Here is a 17,696-nt window from a genome sequence, read left to right on the forward strand (position 1 = left end):
GCCGAAATCGCTGCGGTCGGTACTCTCGGGTTTCATGACGGGCACTGACACGCCGGCCGCCGCACTGCTGGCCCGTGCAGGTGGTATCAGCGGACTGGTGTATTCGGCGCTTCCGGTGATCGTGTTCGCCGCGCTCAACGCGCTGGCAGGCTTGATGCCCGCGCTGATCGCGGCCGTGGGCGTCGGGGCCGTCGTGATGGCATGGCAGCTGGTGCGGCGGGAATCCACCCGGCCCGCGCTTTTCGGTTTCGCGGGCATCGCCGTCGGCGCGGGCTTCGCCCTCGTGACGGGGCAGGCCAAAGACTTCTATCTGCCGGGCATCTGGATGTACCTGGCGATGGCGGTGGTGTTCTCCGTCTCCGTGGTGGTCCGGCGCCCGTTGATCGGGGTGGTGTGGGCGTGGATGACAGGACGCGACGACACCTGGCGGCGCACCCGACGCGTCCGGACGGCGTTCGATCTCGTCACGCTCATGATGGCCGCAGTGTCGGCGACGCGGTTCGCGGTGCAGTTCTACCTCTACGACACCGATCAGGAAGGGATGCTCGCTGTGGCGCGAATTGCCATGGGATGGCCCATCTTCCTGGTGACGTCGACGTTCATCTATCTCGCCATCCGGACGGGCATGCGGGCGCTGCCGCGCGGCATCGACCCGGCCTAGCTCAACCGGTCGGCAACGCTGACGACGCGGCGGGCCAGGTGGTCGAGCGCGGCCAGCGTGGCGTCGTCGAGTTCGTTGCGGTTCTCCGGTCCGGTCACATGTCCGACGCCGTAGGGGTTTCCGTCGGCGAACTTGACGCCGTCGGTGTAGCCGGGCGGCACGAGGATGCCTCCGAAATGCATGAGCGAGACGTAGAGGGTCAGCAGTGTCGTCTCCTGGCCGCCGTGCGCGGTCTGCGAGGACGTGAAGCCCGCGTAAACCTTGTCGGCGAGTAGACCTTTGGCCCACAGCCCGCCCAGCGAGTCGATGAATGTGCGGAATTGCGACGCGGTGTTGCCGAATCGGGTGGGGGAGCCGAAGATCACCGCGTCGGCCCACACGATGTCGTCTCCGGTGGCGGCCGGAAGATCCTTGGTCGCGTGGTAATTGGCCGTCCACGCCGCATTGTTCGCGAACGATTCGGGGTCGCGCGTCTCGGCGATGTGACGCAGGCGGACCTCGGCGCCCGAAGCCTCCGCGGCCGCGGCGACCCGCGTGGCCATCGCCGTTCCGTGTCCCGTCGCCGAGTAATAGATGACCGCAAGCTTCGTCATACCGGCAGCCTACTCACGCGGTTTGACGCTCCGATCACGGGAAAAGGGGTGGCATATCCGTGATCCCGAACTCCCGCTTGAGCACTGTGCGCGCAGCGTAGAACCCGGCCATCCCGTGCACCCCGCCACCCGGTGGGGTCGCCGAGGAACACAGGTAAGTCTGCGGGATCGGCGTGGCCCACGGATTCCACCGCAACGCGGGTCCTGTCAGCGCGCTGAACATGTTGTTGCCGCCCACCCCGATGTCGCCCCCGACGAGGTTGGCGTTGTGCTCGGACATCTGTGCCGCGGGCACACTGCGCACCCCGACGACGACGTCCCTGAAGCCCGGAGCGAAACGCTCGAATATTGCGGAGATGGCGTCGGCCATGTCGACGGTCGACCCCGCGGGCACGTGGGCGTAGGTCCACAGCGGGCGCCGTCCCTGCGAATCCACGCGGGTTGGGTCGGCCAGGTGGGGGAGCGCGGCCAGGACCATCGGCCATTCGGCGTGGCGACCTTTGGCGATTTCGCTTTCCGCCAGCGCCATCGTTGTTCGGTCCCCGCCGAGGTGCAGTGTCGGAGCGTGGGCCAGGCGGGAATCCAGCCACGGGATCTCGTCCGACAGCACGAAATCGACCTTCGCGACCCCGGGCCCGTAGCGGTAGCGGCGCAGCGTGCGCGCATAACCGGCCGGCAGCCGGTCGCCGTAGATCCGCAGCAACGCCGTCGGTGCGGTGTCGTAGAGAACCACGCCCGGGGGCGGGGCGGTCACTTCCTCGCCGAGGACCAGTTCGCCGCCGTGCGCGCGCAGGTCGGCGACCAGCGCGTCGGGGATCGCCTGGGAACCGCCAACCGGGATGGGCCAGCCCACCGCGTGCCCCAAGGTGGCCAGCATCATGCCCGCGCCTGCGGACACCAGCGACGGCATCCGCGAAATCGTATGTGCAGCAACGCCGGTGAACAATGCTCGGGCATCCTCGCCCTTGAGGGTGCCCCAGGCCGGGCTGCCCTGCGCCAGTAGCCGCGGCGCGACCCGCAGCGCGGCGGGAATGCTGGGCGGGACCGAGCGCTTGTCGCCCAGCAGCAACCCGACGACGCCTTCGCAGTCCGCCGCCGGAGGCCCGAGGAGCCTGCGCCACGACTCGCCCTGCGCGAGCTCGTCGCAGGTGCGCTCGATGTCGCGGTAGCCGATGGCCGATCGACCTCCCGGCAACGGGTTCCCATAGGAGATGTCAGGCACTGCGAATTCCACTCCTCGTGCCCGAAGGTCGAACGCGGCGAAGAACGGCGACGCCAGCGCCAGCGGGTGCACCGCTGAACAGATGTCATGTGCGACGCCGCTGAATTCCGGGTCGGGCAGCGTGCGCGCCCCGCCCCCGAACGTGTGCTGGGCCTCGATGACCCGCACCGATACACCGGCTCGCGCGCAGATCACTGCGGCCGACAACCCGTTGGGCCCACTCCCGACGACGGTCAATTCCACGCGGCCATTAGAGCCCATTAGGCTGAGGCCTCGTGAGTCTTCCTGTTGTACTGATCGCCGACAAGCTGGCCCAATCGACGGTGGAAGCCCTGGGCGACCAGGTCGAGGTCCGCTGGGTCGACGGCCCGGACCGAGAAAAGCTGCTCGCCGCGGTGGTCGACGCCGATGCGCTGCTCGTGCGGTCGGCGACCACGGTCGATGCCGAGGTGCTCGCCGCGGCCCCGAAGCTCAAGATCGTCGCCCGCGCCGGAGTGGGGCTGGACAATGTCGACGTCGATGCCGCCACGGCACGCGGCGTCCTGGTCGTCAACGCTCCGACATCCAACATCCACAGTGCGGCCGAACACGCGCTGGCGCTGATGCTGTCCACAGCCCGCCAGATTCCTGCTGCCGACGCCACGCTGCGTGAGCACACCTGGAAGCGGTCGGCATTTTCGGGAACCGAGATCTTCGGCAAGACCGTCGGTGTGGTGGGCCTGGGCCGCATCGGCCAGCTGGTCGCCCAGCGGCTGGCCGCGTTCGGCGCGCACATCACCGCCTACGACCCCTACGTCTCCCAGGCGCGCGCCGCCCAGCTGGGCATCGAGCTGCTGACCCTCGATGAACTTCTCGGTCGGGCCGACTTCATCTCGGTGCACCTGCCCAAGACCAAGGAGACCGCCGGGCTGATCGGCAAAGAGGCGCTTGCCAAGACCAAGCCGGGCGTCATCATCGTCAACGCCGCCCGCGGTGGCCTGATCGACGAGCAGGCGCTGGCCGACGCGATCACCAGCGGTCATGTCCGCGGCGCGGGTCTGGACGTGTTCTCGACCGAACCGTGCACCGACAGCCCGCTGTTCGAGCTGCCCCAGGTCGTCGTGACACCCCACCTCGGCGCGTCGACCGCCGAGGCCCAGGACCGTGCCGGCACCGATGTCGCCGCAAGCGTGAAACTGGCGCTGGCAGGAGAGTTCGTGCCCGACGCGGTGAACGTCGGCGGCGGCGTCGTGGGCGAGGAGGTCGCGCCGTGGCTCGACCTCGTGCGCAAGCTCGGCCTGTTGGTCGGCGCCCTCTCCGCGGAGCTGCCCACCAACCTCTGCGTGCAGGTTCGCGGTGAGCTCGCCTCCGAAGAGGTGGAGGTGCTGCGCCTTTCGGCTCTGCGTGGTCTTTTCTCCGCCGTCATCGAGGATCAGGTGACCTTCGTCAACGCGCCGGCGCTGGCGGCCGAGCGCGGCGTCGAGGCCTCCATCGACGCCGAGTCCGAGAGCCCCAACCACCGCAGCCTCGTCGATGTCCGCGCGGTGGCTGCCGACGGTTCCACGGTCAACGTGTCCGGCACGCTGTCGGGTCCACAGCTGGTCGAGAAGATCGTCCAGATCAACGGCCGCAACCTGGATCTGCGCGCCGAGGGCGTCAACCTGATCATCAACTACGACGACCAGCCGGGCGCGCTCGGCAAGATCGGCACCCTTCTTGGAGGCGCGGCCGTCAACATCCTCGCCGCGCAGCTCAGCCAGGACGCCGACGGTCAGGGCGCGACGATCATGCTGCGACTGGACCGCGAGGTACCTCAGGACGTACTCGCCGCCATCGGCAGCGATGTCGCCGCCGTGACCTTGGAAGTGGTTGATCTGACATGAAACTCGCAGTCATCGCCGGCGACGGCATCGGACCGGAAGTCATCGGCGAAGCGCTGAAGGTGCTCGACGCGGTGCTGCCTGGCGTGGAGAAGAACGAGTACGACCTCGGGGCCCGTCAGTACCACAAGACCGGCGAGGTGCTCCCGGACTCGGTGCTGGAAGAGCTGAAGGGATACGACGCGATCCTGCTCGGTGCCATCGGGGATCCGTCGGTGCCCAGCGGGCTGCTGGAGCGAGGGCTGTTGCTGCGCATCCGCTTCGAGCTCGACCACCACATCAACCTGCGGCCCGGCCGCCTGTATCCGGGGGTGGAGAGCCCTCTTGCGGGCAATCCGGAGATCGACTTCGTTGTCGTCCGCGAGGGCACCGAGGGCCCCTACACCGGCAATGGCGGCGCGATCCGCGTCGGCACGCCCCACGAAATCGCCACCGAGGTCAGCGTGAACACCGCCTACGGTGTGCGCCGCGTCGTGCAGGACGCCTTCGGCCGGGCGGTGCAGCGTCGGAAGCACCTGACGCTGGTACACAAGAACAACGTTCTGACCAACGCCGGATCCCTGTGGTGGCGCACGGTTCAGGCCGTGGCCGCCGAATACCCGGACGTCGAGATCGCCTACCAGCACATCGACGCCGCGACCATTCACATGGTGACCGACCCGGGCCGGTTCGACGTCATCGTCACCGACAACCTGTTCGGCGACATCATCACCGACCTGGCTGCCGCCGTGTGTGGGGGCATCGGACTGGCCGCCAGCGGCAACATCGATGCGACGCTGTCGAATCCGTCGATGTTCGAGCCGGTGCACGGCAGCGCTCCCGACATCGCGGGCCAGGGGATCGCGGATCCGACCGCCGCGGTGATGTCGGTGTCGCTGCTGCTGGCACACATGGCCGAGTTCGACGCGGCGGCACGAGTCGACAAGGCGGTCGCCGAACACCTCGCCACCCGCGGCGACGAGAAGCTCTCGACAACACAGGTCGGCGACCGGATCCTCGGGAAGCTCTAGCCATCGCGGCGCTCGCGTCCCTGGGGCGGCAGTGCTGGTTGTTCGCGATCGGTTCGACATTCTTCGCGCTCGCGACCGCGCCGGGCTTTGCGGCGTGGGCCGGCGCGGGGACGGCGAATCTGTTGTGCTTCATCGGTTCGTGGTTCTTCACGACTGCGGCATGGATACAGCTCGTTCTCTCCGACGGGTCGAAGCGGTTCGAATGGTACTCGGCGGCAGTGCAATTCGCGGGGACACTGCTGTTCAACATCAGCACCGGCGCTGCCGTATGGGCGCATGTCGTGCTGGAGGAGCGCCGCTACGTCTGGGTCCCTGACGCGACAGGGTCTCTGTTCTTTCTCGTCAGCGGTGCCCTGGCGATGATGGCGGTCTTCGGAGTGCGCGAGCTCGGGCGCGGGGACCGGCTCGCGGCAGTCGTCAACCTGATCGGTTGCGTGGCGTTCGGGGTCTCTGCTGCCGCGGCTTTCGTGCGCACGGACGGTGTCACAGAAGATGAAGTGCTGGCCAACCTCGGCACGTTCGTCGGAGCGATGTGTTTTCTGGCCGCCGCGCTGATCGAATTGCCTCGCACCAGATCGCCAGGCGGGGCTTAACGATCCGGATCGACCGCCAACGGCACCGATGGAATCGCGAGCAGCGGGAAAACGGCGCAGACCGCGAACGCCACCGGATAGCCGGCCACTGCGATCAGTCCGCCGAACAGCGGCGGTGCGACGCCCTGGGCGAACAGTTGACTCGTGTTCTGCGTGCCCATCGCGCGTCCACTCCAGAACGGGCCGGAGTATTCGGCGATGAGCGTGAACGCCAACCCGTTGTCGGACACCGTGATCACCGACGCGGCGATCATGACGGCAATGCTCAGAGGCGAGTCGAGCCAGTCGGTGACGGCGAGCAACGCCATCGCCACTGCCGCTGCCACCGCGATGATGCGGATCGGCCGCAACCGTGAGGATACGACGTCGCCGGAGCGTGTGACGTAGAAGTCCGACCAGCGGCCCGCGCCGATGCGGCCGGCGGCCCCGAGGATCTGGGCCAGCATCACGAGGATGCCCGCCGACTGGGGAGACCAGCGATGTTCGGAGATCAGCCAGACCAAGGTGAACGTCCAGACGAACACCTGCGGGATCACCAACAGAACCGACGTCAGATGAATCCGCCACAGCATTGCCGATCGGCGATACGGGTTGGCGAGATCGGTGTCGGTGGCCTCGGCGCGCGGCGGGCGGGGCGGATTGATCACCGCCGCCGCACACAGCAGTGCCGAGGCTCCGCACACCGCAGCGGGGAACAGCAGTGCGCCTGTCACACCGTGGAACTCGGCGATCCGCGGGATCACCAGCGCGCCGACGCCGACACCCAGCGGTTGGGCGGTCTGGCGGATTCCCATCACGAGCCCGCGTCGTTCGGCGTCGAACCATCCGACCACGAGCCTGCCGCTGGCGGTGTTGCTGCTGGCGGCCGCCATGCCGCCGAGGAACAGGAACACCCCGGTGATCGGCAGTGAGTCCGCCGACGCGGCGGCGAATGCCGCCGCCGCGGTCAACGCCGACCCCAGCACGAGCACGAGACGTTCGCCGACGCGGTCGACGACATAGCCCCAGGCGATCAGCGTCACGACCATGCCGAGGCTGGGCAGCGAGGACATCAGGCCCGCAGCGGCGAGGTCCAGGCCGCGTTCGGCGTGCAACGTCGGGATGAGAAACGCCACACCGTTGATGAACACATTGGCGCACAAAGTCGCCAGCAGTCCGATGACCAGCATCGACCACCGCCTCATCGAACTGATTTCGGCGGCGGGCATGTCGCCATGCTCGCACAGTCGTCTCAAAATACCGAACAACTATCTCATAATCTGGGAAGCGGTTGCCGTTCCCGGCGCACTCGCCGAGGCTCTGGGGCCGGGCACTAGGCTGGCCTCATGCGTCTCGGTCGAATCGCCAGTCCAGATGGAGTCGCCTTCGTCGCCATCGAAGGCCCGCCCGACGATCCGGCCGAGGCGATCGCGCGCGAGATCGCCGAGCATCCTTTCGGCAACCCGACGTTCACCGGCAGGCAGTGGCCGCTGGCCGATGTCCGCCTCCTCGCACCGATCCTTGCGAGCAAGGTGGTGTGTATGGGCAAGAACTACGCCGCGCACATCGAAGAGATGGGCGGCGGGACGTTCGAGGATCCGATCATCTTCCTCAAACCCAACACCGCGATCATCGGGCCGGGCGTCCCGATCCAGCTTCCCGCCGACGCGAATCCGGTGCATTTCGAGGGCGAGCTGGCCGCCGTGATCGGGCGGCCCTGCAAGGACGTTCCGGCGTCCCGCGCGGCGGAGAACATCCTCGGCTACACCATCGCCAACGACGTGTCCGCGCGCGATCAGCAGAAGAAGGACGGTCAGTGGATGAGGGCGAAGGGGCATGACACGTTCTGTCCCGTCGGCCCGTGGATCGTCACCGATGTGGATCCGGGCGATCTCGAGATCCGCACCGAGGTCAACGGCGAGGTCAAGCAGCGCAGCCGGACTTCGCTGATGATCCACGACATCGGCGCGATCATCGAATGGATCTCGGCGGTGATGACGCTGCTTCCCGGTGACCTCATCTTGACCGGCACCCCCGAGGGTGTCGGCCCGCTCGAGCACGGCGACACCGTCGGCATCACCGTCGAAGGGATCGGTACGCTGACCAATCCCGTTGTGCGCAAGGGCAAGTCGTGACCGCGCCCAAGGTTCGCGTCAGGTTCTGCCCGTCGCCAACCGGCACCCCGCACGTCGGACTGATCCGCACCGCGCTGTTCAACTGGGCCTATGCCCGACACACCGGCGGCGCATTCGTGTTCCGCATCGAGGACACCGACGCCCAACGGGACAGCGAGGAGAGCTACCTCGCGCTCCTGGATGCGCTGCGGTGGCTCGGGATGGACTGGGACGAGGGACCAGAAGTCGGGGGCCCGTACGGCCCGTATCGCCAGTCCCTGCGCCGCGACGTCTACACGGATGTGATCGAGCGCCTGCTGGCTGCGGGGGAGGCCTACGAGGCATTCTCGACGGCCGAGGAGGTGGAGGCCCGGCACATCGCCGCGGGCCGCAACCCGAAACTCGGATATGACAACTACGACCGCGACCTGACCGACGAGCAACGCGCCGCGTTCCGGGCCGAGGGTCGCCGGCCCGTCGTGCGCCTGCGGATGCCCGACACCGACCTCACCTGGGTCGATCTCGTCCGCGGCGAGACGACGTTCCCCGCCGGATCGGTGCCGGACTTCGCGCTGACCCGTGGCAGCGGAGATCCGTTGTACACCTTGGTCAATCCGGTCGACGACGCGTTGATGAAGATCACCCATGTGCTGCGTGGGGAGGACCTGCTGCCGTCCACCCCGCGCCAGCTTGCGCTCTACGCGGCGCTCATTCGCATCGGTGTCGCCGAGATGACACCCCAATTCGCCCATCTGCCCCCGGTCCTGGGCGAAGGCAACAAGAAGCTGTCGAAACGCGACCCGCAGTCCAACCTGTTCCTGCACCGCGAGCGCGGGTTCATCCCCGAGGGGCTGCTCAACTACCTTGCGCTGCTGGGTTGGTCGATCGCCGACGACCGCGACATCTTCAGCCTCGACGAGATGGTCGCCGCCTTCGACGTGGCCGACGTCAACTCCAACCCGGCCCGTTTCGACCAGAAGAAGGCCGACGCTCTCAACGCCGAGCACATCCGGATGCTCGACGAAAACGAGTTCGCCCGGCGGCTGGCGGAGTTCTTCGCCACCCGCGGCCACCGAACGGGTTTGGACGACGCACAGTTCGCCGAAGCCGCGGCACTGGTGCAGACGCGCATCGTCGTGCTCGGTGACGCCTGGGATCTGCTCAAGTTCCTCGACGACTCTTCCTTCGCCCTCGACGAAAAGTCGGCGGGCAAGGAGCTGCGCCCGGACGCCGTTCCCGTGCTGACGGCTGCGGTGGCGGCGCTGGAGGGCATCGCGCAGTGGAGGACGCCGCAGATCGAGGAGGCGCTCAAGGCGGCACTCATCGACGGCCTGGAACTGAAGCCGAGGAAGGCGTTCGGCCCGGTCCGCGTCGCCGCCACGGGATCCTCGGTGAGCCCTCCGCTGTTCGAGTCGCTGGAACTGCTCGGCCGTGACCGCAGCCTGGACCGGTTGCGCGCCGGCCGCGACCATGCGGCAGCGGCCGCAACGCCGGAGGCGTGACAGCGCCGGCGTGAAAAGCAGTCCGAAATCTTTGGTAGTCTGCTCGTCGGCTCGCGAGTTGGTTCGCGTCGGCTCGAGACGATCGAGCCGGGGCGGGGCAGAGCCGAAAAACGGCTTGTGACCAGCGGTTACAAGCAGCCAATGGGGTATGGTGTAATTGGCAACACAGCTGATTCTGGTTCAGCCATTCTAGGTTCGAGTCCTGGTACCCCAGCCAACGGCAGCGATTAGGTCAGCATTCTCGCCTGAGCTATGCTGACCAACCGGAAAGCAGTTCTAGCCCCCGTCGTCTAGCGGCCTAGGACGCCGCCCTCTCACGGCGGTAGCGTGGGTTCGAATCCCATCGGGGGTACAACATCGCTCCGGGCCTCACCGAGGTCCGGAGCTTTTTTGTCGCCGCGGTGAGACCTTTCTCACGTGAGCGTGCGTCAGATCGCGGATTCACGCGATTCGACGCTGTGACCGCACTCGCGAGTTCGAGGCGTGAACGTCAGAGGCGGCGCGTCAGTGCGTCGGCGGCCGCGACGAGGTCAGCCGCCCAGCGCGCACCGGGCCTGCGGCCCATCCTGTCGATCGGCCCGGACACGGACACCGCCGCGATCACGGCACCCCGGCCGTCGCGCACAGGCGCCGAGACGCTGGCCACCCCCGGCTCGCGTTCGGCGGCGCTCTGGGCCCAGCCGCGCTTGCGGACTTCGGCGAGTGCGCGGTCGGTGAAAGATGCGCCGGGGAGCACGGCCTGCTGAGTGCCCGCATCGGCATAGGCGAGCAGCACCTTGGCCCCCGAGCCCGCCGTCATCGGCAGGCGCGTCCCGACGGGGACGGTATCGCGAAGGCCGGCAGGCGGTTCCAGGGCCGCCACGCAGACCCGTGTGGTGCCTTCCCTTCGGTACAGCTGCACACTCTCGCCGGTCAATTCGCGCAGGCGCGGCAGCACGACAGCCCCGGCCGACAGCAGCGGATCTTTGACATGGCCTGCCAACTCGGTGAGCGCCGGACCGAGACGCCACTGTCCGTCAGCCTCCCTGGCGAGGAACCGGTGTACCTCGAGCCCGACCGCCAGACGGTGCGCCGTCGCGCGCGGCAGGCCCGTCCGTTCGCACAGATCGGCCAGCCCGCACGGCGACTCGGCGACCGCGTGCAACACGGTGATCGCTTTGTCCAGAACGCCGATGCCGCTATCCTGTCTCACAAGGAGATACTAGCTTCCCAGATTGTGAGATAGTCAAGATGGCCATCGCGAACCAGCCCCGCACTCTCGCCGAAAAAGTCTGGGACGACCACGTCGTCGTCCCCGGAACCGGTGAGGGCGCCGCGCGCCAGCCCGATCTGATCTACATCGACCTCCATCTCGTCCACGAGGTCACCAGCCCGCAAGCCTTCGACGGGTTGCGACTGGCCGGACGGCCGGTGCGTCGGCCCGATCTGACGATCGCCACCGAGGACCACAACGTGCCGACTGTCGACATCGACCAGCCGATCGCGGATCCCGTGTCGCGCACCCAGGTGGAGACACTGCGCCGCAACTGCGAGGAATTCGGAATCAGGCTGCACCCGATGGGCGACACCGAGCAGGGCATCGTTCACATCATCGGGCCGCAGCTGGGTTTGACCCAGCCCGGGATGACGGTCGTCTGCGGCGACAGCCACACCTCCACCCACGGTGCATTCGGCTCGATCGCCATGGGGATCGGCACGTCTGAGGTCGAACATGTGATGGCCACCCAGACCCTCGCGCTCAAACCCTTCAAGACGATGGCCGTCAACGTCGACGGTGAACTGCCGCCGGGCGTGAGCGCCAAGGACATCATCCTCGCCGTCATCGCAAAGATCGGAACCGGCGGCGGGCAGGGACACGTCATCGAATACCGCGGCAGCGCCATCGAATCGCTGTCGATGGAAGGCCGGATGACGGTCTGCAACATGAGCATCGAAGCGGGAGCCCGCGCCGGCATGGTCGCCCCGGACGAGACGACGTTCGAGTTCCTCAAGGGGCGCCCGCACGCGCCGCAGGGTGCGGACTGGGACGCCGCGGTCGAGGCGTGGAGGCAGCTGCGCACCGACGAGGGCGCGGTCTTCGACACCGAGGTCCACATCGACGCGTCGACGCTGAGCCCGTTCGTCACCTGGGGAACCAACCCCGGCCAAGGCGTCCCGCTGTCGGACTCCGTGCCCGACCCCGAACTGATCTTCGAGGAGGCCGAGCGCCTCGCCGCCGAAAAGGCGTTGACCTACATGGACCTTCGTGCGGGCACCCCGATGCGCGAGATCCCGGTCGACACGGTGTTCGTCGGCTCGTGCACCAACGGCCGGATCGAGGACCTTCGTGTCGTCGCCGACGTACTCCGTGGTCGCAAGGTCGCCGACGGCGTCCGGATGCTGGTGGTGCCCGGGTCGATGCGGGTGCGCGCGCAGGCCGAATCCGAGGGCCTCGGTGAGATCTTCACTGCGGCAGGAGCGGAATGGCGTCAGGCCGGCTGCTCGATGTGCCTCGGGATGAATCCGGACCAGCTTTCGCCCGGGCAGCGTTGCGCATCGACGTCCAACCGAAACTTCGAGGGCAGGCAAGGCAAGGGCGGCCGTACGCATTTGGTGTCGCCGGCGGTCGCCGCCGCGACCGCCGTCCGCGGCAGGCTGTCATCGCCTGCCGACCTCGCCGAGACCAGCCACTGAAACCTGACAGGAGACCGAAGATGGAAGCCTTTCGCACCCACACCGGGATCGGTGTGCCACTGCGCCGCTCGAACGTCGACACCGATCAGATCATCCCGGCGGTGTACCTGAAGCGGGTCACACGAACGGGATTCGAGGACGGGTTGTTCGCCGCCTGGCGTAACGATCCGTCTTTCGTGCTCAATCTGGCGCCCTTCGACAAAGGTTCGGTTTTGGTCGCCGGAGCGGATTTCGGCACCGGGTCGTCGCGCGAGCATGCGGTCTGGGCGCTGATGGACTTCGGATTCCGGGTGGTGATCTCGCCCCGATTCGCCGATATCTTCCGCGGCAACGCCGGCAAGGCAGGTCTGCTCGCGGCCGAAGTTTCACAAGATGATGTGGAATTGTTGTGGAAGCTGATCGAGCAGCACCCCGGAACGGAAATCACTGTAAATCTTCAAGATCGGTCGATCACTGCCGGAACCATGATGGTGCCGTTCAACATTGACGACTACACCGCGTGGCGGCTTCTCGAAGGACTCGACGATATAGGCCTTACGCTGCGGAAATTGCCTGAGATCGAAGAATTCGAGGGCCGCCGGCCGCAATGGAAACCGCGTACTCTGCCCGCGTGATCCGCGGCTGAAATCACCGAAATCCCGCGCCTGTAACCCCCTTTTCGCAGGCCCTCCCAGGACGGTAAGGGGGCCAAGCGGATTGAAAAATATTCGCTGAGCGGTCCTGAAATTGCGCGTGGCTCTTGGAAATCAGCAGGCAAAAGGTTTACCGTGTGCACTAGTCGGTCCAAGGAGGGCCACTGGTTTCGGAGGTTTTGCATGAATAAAGCAGAGCTCATCGACGTACTCACGGAGAAGTTGGGCTCGGATCGTCGGCAAGCGACCGCCGCGGTGGAGAACGTCGTTGACACCATCGTCCGCGCGGTGCACAAGGGTGAGAGCGTCACCATCACCGGCTTCGGTGTTTTCGAGCAGCGTCGCCGCGCGGCCCGTGTGGCCCGCAATCCGCGCACTGGCGAGACGGTGAAGGTCAAGCCCACCTCCGTTCCGGCATTCCGCCCCGGCGCTCAGTTCAAGGCCGTTGTGGCTGGCGCACAGAAGCTTCCGGCCGACGGCCCCGCAGTCAAGCGTGGCGTCGCCGCGGCGAGCACCGCCCGCAAGGCGGCCGCCAAGAAGGCTCCGGCCAAGAAGGCCGCAGCGAAGAAGGCTGCTCCCGCCAAGAAGGCGCCTGCTGCCAAGAAGGCTGCGACCAAGGCTCCGGCCAAGAAGGCTCCGGCCAAGAAGGCTCCGGCTGCCAAGAAGGCTGCGCCCGCCAAGAAGGCTCCGGCCAAGAAGGCTCCGGCTGCCAAGAAGGCTGCGCCCGCCAAGAAGGCTCCGGCCAAGAAGGCTGCTACCAAGGCTCCGGCCAAGAAGGCCGCGCCCGCCAAGAAGGCGCCCGCCAAGAAGGCTCCGGCCAAGCGCGGACGCAAGTAGTCACGTTCTGACGACTACGCCGCGGATCCTCCGGATCCGCGGCGTTTTCGTGTGAAGACGCGAGCCTGAATTGAATTCAATTGCCGCGTCACTTTTTCGGCGGTAGCGGACTGTCGATGTGGTCGGCCGCGATCAGTTTCCCGTCGGCCAGCGACAGCACCCACGTGCTGCCCTTGCGGTTGCGGGACTTGTCCGGCCGCACTCCGTCTCGTTCGCACCACCAGGCGATCAGGTCCGGGATCACCTTTCCCTGAGTGCAGATCACCGGCGTCTGTGCCGTGTCGGCGATCTCGAGGATGCGCTGGCGCGTGGCCTTACGGTCGTCGGCGTAAGCCTCCTCGGTCAGCGCCGCCTCGTTGCCAATGGTGGTACCCAGTTCCGCGGCGAGCGGGTCCAGCGTCTGGTGGCAGCGCGTGCGATCAGCCGCGAACAGATCGTGGGCACCGAAGGCGAGCAGTTGTCCGACCAGAGACTCGGCCTGGGCACGGCCGCGCTTGTCCAGCGGTCGTTTTCGATCGTCACCGCGATACCGCTTCTTGTCGCCCGCGGTGCCGTGCCGGACGATGAGAACCGTTCGGGTGTCCGCGGGCAGCTTCAGGAACCGGCGCAGGACCTTGCGGTCGTGAGGGTAGACCAGCTCGGACATCGCCTGCTTCGGCGGAAGCCATTTCAGTTCGTCCACTTCGTCGTTGGGGCAGAATTCGCCTCCGCCGGCGCGGGATGCCCAGTAGCGCACCTTCTTGATGCCGTGATCCACCGGGTAGGTGACCGAAGGCAGGCGCCGGCCGAGGTGTGACCGAAACCCGGTCTCCTCCTCGATTTCCCGGACAGCGGCGACGGCCTCGGTCTCACCGGCGTCGAGCTTGCCTTTCGGCAGCGACCAGTCGTCATAGCGCGGTCGGTGGACGATCGCGACTTCCGGCTCGCCCGTGCCGTCCTGGGGACGCCACAGGACGGCGCCGGCGGCCAGGATCGGGGACTTCTTCACCACAGCTGCATCCGGTCTTTCTCCTTCGGCACCTAAACTCCTGCGTGTCGGGAAAGTCTGGGCGGGGCCTGCCGGCCCTCATGCCTCGCCCCGTGCGCGCGTCGTCGCGGTCATTGATGCCGGTGGCGGTCCATCAGTGACATCTGGTGGTCACGCACGGTGTGCCCCTCCTGGGGACGCGCCGTCCAGTGGCCGTCGGGGCTCAGTTCCCAGCACCGGGTGCTCGGATCGACCGCCGAGTCGAAGATGTCATTCAGTTGTGAGGTCAATCGTGGATCCTTAACCTGCGCCATCACTTCCACGCGCCGGTCGAGATTACGATGCATCATGTCGGCGCTGCCGATCCAGTATTCGTCGATGGCACGGAAGTGAATGATCCGTGAATGCTCAAGGAATCGACCGAGGATCGACCGCACCACGATGTTGTCGGAGAAGGCAGGGTCGCCGGGCAGCAGCGCACAGATACCGCGGACCACGACCTCGACGTGGACCCCGGCCTGGGATGCGCGGTAGAGCGCATCGATGACCTGCTCGTCGACCAAAGCGTTGGCTTTCAACCGGATCCGGCCGTCGGCGCCCTCGCGCGTCGCGGCGATCTCCCGTTCGATGCGTTCGATGATGCCGCGACGGACGCCGTACGGCGCGACCAGGAGATTGCGGTAGGACTCCTTGCGGGAGTAGCCGGTCAGGGAATTGAACAGGTCGGTGAGGTCCGCGCCGATGTCGGGCGCGGCGGTGAGCAGGCCGACATCCTCATAGAGGCGGGCGGTTTTCGGGTTGTAGTTGCCGGTGCCGATGTGGCAGTACCGCCGAATCGTCGAACCTTCGCGGCGCACCACAAGACAGGTCTTGCAATGTGTCTTCAATCCGATCAGTCCGTAGACCACGTGCACGCCCGCCTGTTCCAGTGCGCGGGCCCACTTGATGTTGGCCTGTTCGTCGAACCGCGCCTTGATCTCGACCAGCGCCACCACCTGCTTGCCCGCCTCGGCCGCATCGATGAGCGCGTTGACGATCGGTGAGTCACCGGATGTGCGGTAGAGCGTCTGCTTGATCGCCAACACATTGGGGTCCGCCGCGGCCTGCTCGATGAAGCGCTGCACGGTCGTCGAGAAGGAATCGTACGGATGGTGGACGAGGACGTCGCCGTCGCGCAGCGCCGAGAAGATGCTCTTGGGGGTTTCGCGTTCGCCGAACGCTGATGGGGTGGCGGGCACGAACGGCGGGTCCTTGAGCGCTGGCCGGTCGACGCCGTAGATCTGCCACAGCGACGAGAGATCCAGCAGCCCGGGCACTTCGATCACGTCGCCCGGCGCGACGTCGAGTTCGCGCAGAAGCAGTTCGAGCATGCTCTCGGTCATGTCGTTGGAGACCTCGAGTCGGACCGGCGAACCGAACCGCCGACGCGCCAGCTCACGTTCCAGCGCCTGCAGCAGATCCTCGTCGCGGTCTTCCTCGACCTCGAAGTCGGCGTTGCGCGTTATCCGGAAGGCGTGATGCTCCACGATGTCCAGGCCCGGGAACAACACCGGCAGGAACGCGGCGATCAACTCCTCCATGGGGAGGAAGCGGACCACGCCGGGGGAGTCCTCGCGTGCGCTGAGTTCGACGAACCGGTCGACGTTGTCGGGCACCTTGATTCGCGCGAAGTGCTGACCTCCGTCGTCTGGATGCTTGACGGTGATGGCGAGATTGAGACTCAAGCCGCTCACGAACGGGAAGGGGTGTGCGGGGTCGACGGCCAGCGGCGTCAGAACCGGGAAGACCTGCTCGTGGAAATAGGTGGACAGCCTCCCGCGCTCCGCGTCGTCGAGTTCGGCCCACGTGACGATGAAGATGCCTTCGTCGGCAAGGGCGGGCCGCACCGAATCGAGGAACACGGTGGCGTGCCTGCTGGCGATCTGCTGTGTGCGCTCGCTGATCCGGCGGAGCTGTTCGCGAGGCGACAGGCCATCCGCCGACCGGACAGACAGCCCCATCTCGTCACGCCGTTTCAGGCCGGCGACGCGGACCATGTAGAACTCATCGAGATTCGACGCGAAGATCGCCAGGAACTTCGCGCGCTCCAACAGCGGAAGCGAGGGGTCCGCGGCGAGCGCGAGAACGCGGGCGTTGAAGTCCAGCCAGCTCAGCTCTCGGTTCAGGTAGCGCTTTTCGGGAAGAGGGTTCTCGACCGCGGGGGAGGTCGCCGCGGGAGGCGCTTCCGGCGCCGAATCCGCAGACCCCGTCACCGGCGCGCTGGCCGCCTCCGATGACTCCGTCTGATCAGGTCGGGTCTGGGCTTCGGTCATGGGTCCGATGATTCCCTATCCGCCGGTGCTCATGCCACCGAGTGGGGCAACGGGTAAGCGAATTCATCCGGCACGGGCGATGGCCTGTGCCGTCGCCGGACCGATGCCGAGTGCTCGCGCCGCGGCCAGGTCTTCGGGGGTGTCGATGTCCGAACGCAGACCCGGCCAGGCACCCGTCAATTCGACGGCACCGGACTGCCGATGGCGTCGCGCAGAGCCGGCGCCGAAGTGCGGAGCGAGTGGCACCCCGAAGGAGAACAACGCAGCCGTGCCGGTGCCCTGCCGATCGGCGACGAAGCTACGGGGATGGGCGCGCGCCTCCTCGATGGCTTCGGCCAGTTCGGTTGATTTCAATGCCGGCAAATCGCCTTGCAGCACAACAATATTGGAGTTCTCACCCCGGACGACCGTTTCGGCGGCGGTCAGCGCATTGTTGAGAGGGTCGGCGTGCCCTGCCGGCGTCGGATCGGCGAGCACCTCGGCGCCGAGCCGCCGCGCGGCAGTTGCCGCCACCTCGTCGGGCGTGACCACCAGCACCGACCGCACCGCAGGAACTGCCAGCGCCGCCGTGATCGTGTCGACCAGCATGGCCAGGACGACGTCGCCCCTCGCCGTCGCCGAAAGAACCGGAGCGAGCCGCGTCTTGGCGGCGGTGAGCCGCTTGACCGCGATCACCAGTGCGATGTCGGCGTCCGGATCGGAGTTCCTCATGCCGGTCACGAGCGTCATCCTGCCAGCCGAT

Annotated in this window: 16 protein-coding genes and 2 tRNA genes; 11 read left to right on the forward strand and 7 right to left on the reverse strand. The window is 66.9% G+C overall.

Annotated elements, in window-relative coordinates:
* The first annotated feature begins 34 nt into the window (after window positions 1-34).
* Window positions 35-661: a DUF3159 domain-containing protein gene (locus ACAG24_RS14575; RefSeq protein ID WP_370472931.1), complete on the forward strand. Its 627-nt coding sequence runs from the start codon at window positions 35-37 to the stop codon at window positions 659-661.
* On the opposite strand, the gene wrbA is transcribed toward ACAG24_RS14575, so the two are convergent.
* Window positions 658-1,254: an NAD(P)H:quinone oxidoreductase gene (wrbA, locus tag ACAG24_RS14580; protein ID WP_370472932.1), complete on the reverse strand. Its 597-nt coding sequence runs from the start codon at window positions 1,252-1,254 to the stop codon at window positions 658-660. The genes ACAG24_RS14575 and wrbA overlap by 4 nt on opposite strands.
* Window positions 1,255-1,288: 34 nt before the next feature.
* Window positions 1,289-2,719 carry a phytoene desaturase family protein gene (locus tag ACAG24_RS14585; protein ID WP_370472933.1) on the reverse strand — a complete coding sequence of 477 codons (1,431 nt, stop codon included), beginning with the start codon at window positions 2,717-2,719 and terminating at the stop codon, window positions 1,289-1,291.
* A gap of 32 nt (window positions 2,720-2,751) precedes the next feature.
* Between ACAG24_RS14585 and serA the strand changes: the two genes are divergently transcribed.
* From serA to ACAG24_RS14600, 3 genes are read left to right on the forward strand one after another with little or no spacing between them, the layout of a single operon-like run.
* Window positions 2,752-4,338: a phosphoglycerate dehydrogenase gene (gene serA / locus ACAG24_RS14590; RefSeq protein ID WP_370472934.1), complete on the forward strand. Its 1,587-nt coding sequence runs from the start codon at window positions 2,752-2,754 to the stop codon at window positions 4,336-4,338.
* Entirely contained in the window at window positions 4,335-5,345 is a 1,011-nt protein-coding gene (locus ACAG24_RS14595; protein WP_370472935.1) for a 3-isopropylmalate dehydrogenase, read from the forward strand. Before serA ends, ACAG24_RS14595 begins: the two co-directional genes overlap by 4 nt.
* Before the next feature lie 38 nt (window positions 5,346-5,383).
* On the forward strand, window positions 5,384-5,938 hold the full coding sequence (locus ACAG24_RS14600) for a hypothetical protein (RefSeq protein WP_370472936.1): 555 nt from the start codon (window positions 5,384-5,386) through the stop codon (window positions 5,936-5,938).
* Here ACAG24_RS14600 and ACAG24_RS14605 read toward each other — a convergent pair.
* A complete protein-coding gene (locus ACAG24_RS14605; RefSeq protein ID WP_370472937.1) occupies window positions 5,935-7,146 on the reverse strand; it encodes an MFS transporter in 1,212 nt (403 codons plus the stop codon). The genes ACAG24_RS14600 and ACAG24_RS14605 overlap by 4 nt on opposite strands.
* 117 nt (window positions 7,147-7,263) lie before the next feature.
* On the opposite strand from ACAG24_RS14605, the gene ACAG24_RS14610 reads away from it, so the two are divergent.
* The 4 genes from ACAG24_RS14610 (at window position 7,264) to ACAG24_RS14625 (ending at window position 9,885) form a co-directional block, all read left to right on the forward strand.
* Window positions 7,264-8,052, forward strand: a complete 789-nt coding sequence (locus ACAG24_RS14610; RefSeq protein ID WP_370472938.1) for a fumarylacetoacetate hydrolase family protein — start codon at window positions 7,264-7,266, stop codon at window positions 8,050-8,052.
* The gene (gene gltX, locus ACAG24_RS14615; RefSeq protein WP_370472939.1) at window positions 8,049-9,533 is read left to right on the forward strand and encodes a glutamate--tRNA ligase; all 1,485 of its coding nucleotides are present in this window, start codon (window positions 8,049-8,051) and stop codon (window positions 9,531-9,533) included. The genes ACAG24_RS14610 and gltX overlap by 4 nt, the downstream gene beginning before the upstream one ends.
* Window positions 9,534-9,675: 142 nt before the next feature.
* Window positions 9,676-9,750, forward strand: a tRNA-Gln gene (locus ACAG24_RS14620).
* Between the two features lie 62 nt (window positions 9,751-9,812).
* Window positions 9,813-9,885 (forward strand) — tRNA-Glu (locus ACAG24_RS14625).
* 138 nt (window positions 9,886-10,023) lie between these two features.
* On the opposite strand, the gene ACAG24_RS14630 is transcribed toward ACAG24_RS14625, so the two are convergent.
* On the reverse strand, window positions 10,024-10,725 hold the full coding sequence (locus tag ACAG24_RS14630) for an IclR family transcriptional regulator (protein ID WP_370472940.1): 702 nt from the start codon (window positions 10,723-10,725) through the stop codon (window positions 10,024-10,026).
* Window positions 10,726-10,763: 38 nt separating this feature from the next.
* Here ACAG24_RS14630 and leuC point away from each other — a divergent pair, with 38 nt between their 5' ends.
* From leuC to ACAG24_RS14645, 3 genes are all read left to right on the forward strand, one after another.
* Window positions 10,764-12,206, forward strand: coding sequence for a 3-isopropylmalate dehydratase large subunit (leuC, locus tag ACAG24_RS14635; protein WP_370472941.1), 1,443 nt, complete (start codon window positions 10,764-10,766; stop codon window positions 12,204-12,206).
* Between the two features lie 20 nt (window positions 12,207-12,226).
* On the forward strand, window positions 12,227-12,820 hold the full coding sequence (gene leuD, locus ACAG24_RS14640; RefSeq protein ID WP_370472942.1) for a 3-isopropylmalate dehydratase small subunit: 594 nt from the start codon (window positions 12,227-12,229) through the stop codon (window positions 12,818-12,820).
* Window positions 12,821-13,021: 201 nt separating this feature from the next.
* Complete coding sequence (locus ACAG24_RS14645) at window positions 13,022-13,675, forward strand: HU family DNA-binding protein (protein WP_370472943.1); 654 nt, start codon at window positions 13,022-13,024, stop codon at window positions 13,673-13,675.
* Between the two features lie 88 nt (window positions 13,676-13,763).
* Here the strand turns inward: ACAG24_RS14645 and mutT1 are convergent, their stop codons facing one another.
* The 3 genes from mutT1 to cofC all read right to left on the reverse strand — a co-directional run bounded on the left by mutT1 (window position 13,764) and on the right by cofC (window position 17,665).
* Window positions 13,764-14,666 carry an 8-oxo-(d)GTP phosphatase MutT1 gene (mutT1, locus tag ACAG24_RS14650; protein ID WP_370472944.1) on the reverse strand — a complete coding sequence of 301 codons (903 nt, stop codon included), beginning with the start codon at window positions 14,664-14,666 and terminating at the stop codon, window positions 13,764-13,766.
* A gap of 107 nt (window positions 14,667-14,773) precedes the next feature.
* Window positions 14,774-16,954: an RNA degradosome polyphosphate kinase gene (locus ACAG24_RS14655; protein WP_370472945.1), complete on the reverse strand. Its 2,181-nt coding sequence runs from the start codon at window positions 16,952-16,954 to the stop codon at window positions 14,774-14,776.
* Window positions 16,955-17,017: 63 nt separating this feature from the next.
* A complete protein-coding gene (cofC, locus tag ACAG24_RS14660; RefSeq protein ID WP_374150781.1) occupies window positions 17,018-17,665 on the reverse strand; it encodes a 2-phospho-L-lactate guanylyltransferase in 648 nt (215 codons plus the stop codon).
* Window positions 17,666-17,696 lie beyond the last annotated feature (31 nt).

Source organism: Mycobacterium bulgaricum (assembly GCF_041287165.2).
Classification (GTDB): domain Bacteria; phylum Actinomycetota; class Actinomycetes; order Mycobacteriales; family Mycobacteriaceae; genus Mycobacterium; species Mycobacterium bulgaricum.

What these genes read in the sequence shown, in the direction of transcription:
- ACAG24_RS14575 (WP_370472931.1), top strand. Translation starts at nt 35, where the DNA reads ATGACGGGCACTGACACGCCGGCCGCCGCACTGCTGGCCCGTGCAGGT.
- wrbA (WP_370472932.1), bottom strand. Translation starts at nt 1,254, where the DNA reads ATGACGAAGCTTGCGGTCATCTATTACTCGGCGACGGGACACGGAACG.
- ACAG24_RS14595 (WP_370472935.1), top strand. Translation starts at nt 4,335, where the DNA reads ATGAAACTCGCAGTCATCGCCGGCGACGGCATCGGACCGGAAGTCATC.
- ACAG24_RS14605 (WP_370472937.1), bottom strand. Translation starts at nt 7,146, where the DNA reads ATGCCCGCCGCCGAAATCAGTTCGATGAGGCGGTGGTCGATGCTGGTC.
- ACAG24_RS14610 (WP_370472938.1), top strand. Translation starts at nt 7,264, where the DNA reads ATGCGTCTCGGTCGAATCGCCAGTCCAGATGGAGTCGCCTTCGTCGCC.
- leuC (WP_370472941.1), top strand. Translation starts at nt 10,764, where the DNA reads ATGGCCATCGCGAACCAGCCCCGCACTCTCGCCGAAAAAGTCTGGGAC.
- leuD (WP_370472942.1), top strand. Translation starts at nt 12,227, where the DNA reads ATGGAAGCCTTTCGCACCCACACCGGGATCGGTGTGCCACTGCGCCGC.
- ACAG24_RS14645 (WP_370472943.1), top strand. Translation starts at nt 13,022, where the DNA reads ATGAATAAAGCAGAGCTCATCGACGTACTCACGGAGAAGTTGGGCTCG.
- ACAG24_RS14655 (WP_370472945.1), bottom strand. Translation starts at nt 16,954, where the DNA reads ATGACCGAAGCCCAGACCCGACCTGATCAGACGGAGTCATCGGAGGCG.
- cofC (WP_374150781.1), bottom strand. Translation starts at nt 17,665, where the DNA reads ATGAGGAACTCCGATCCGGACGCCGACATCGCACTGGTGATCGCGGTC.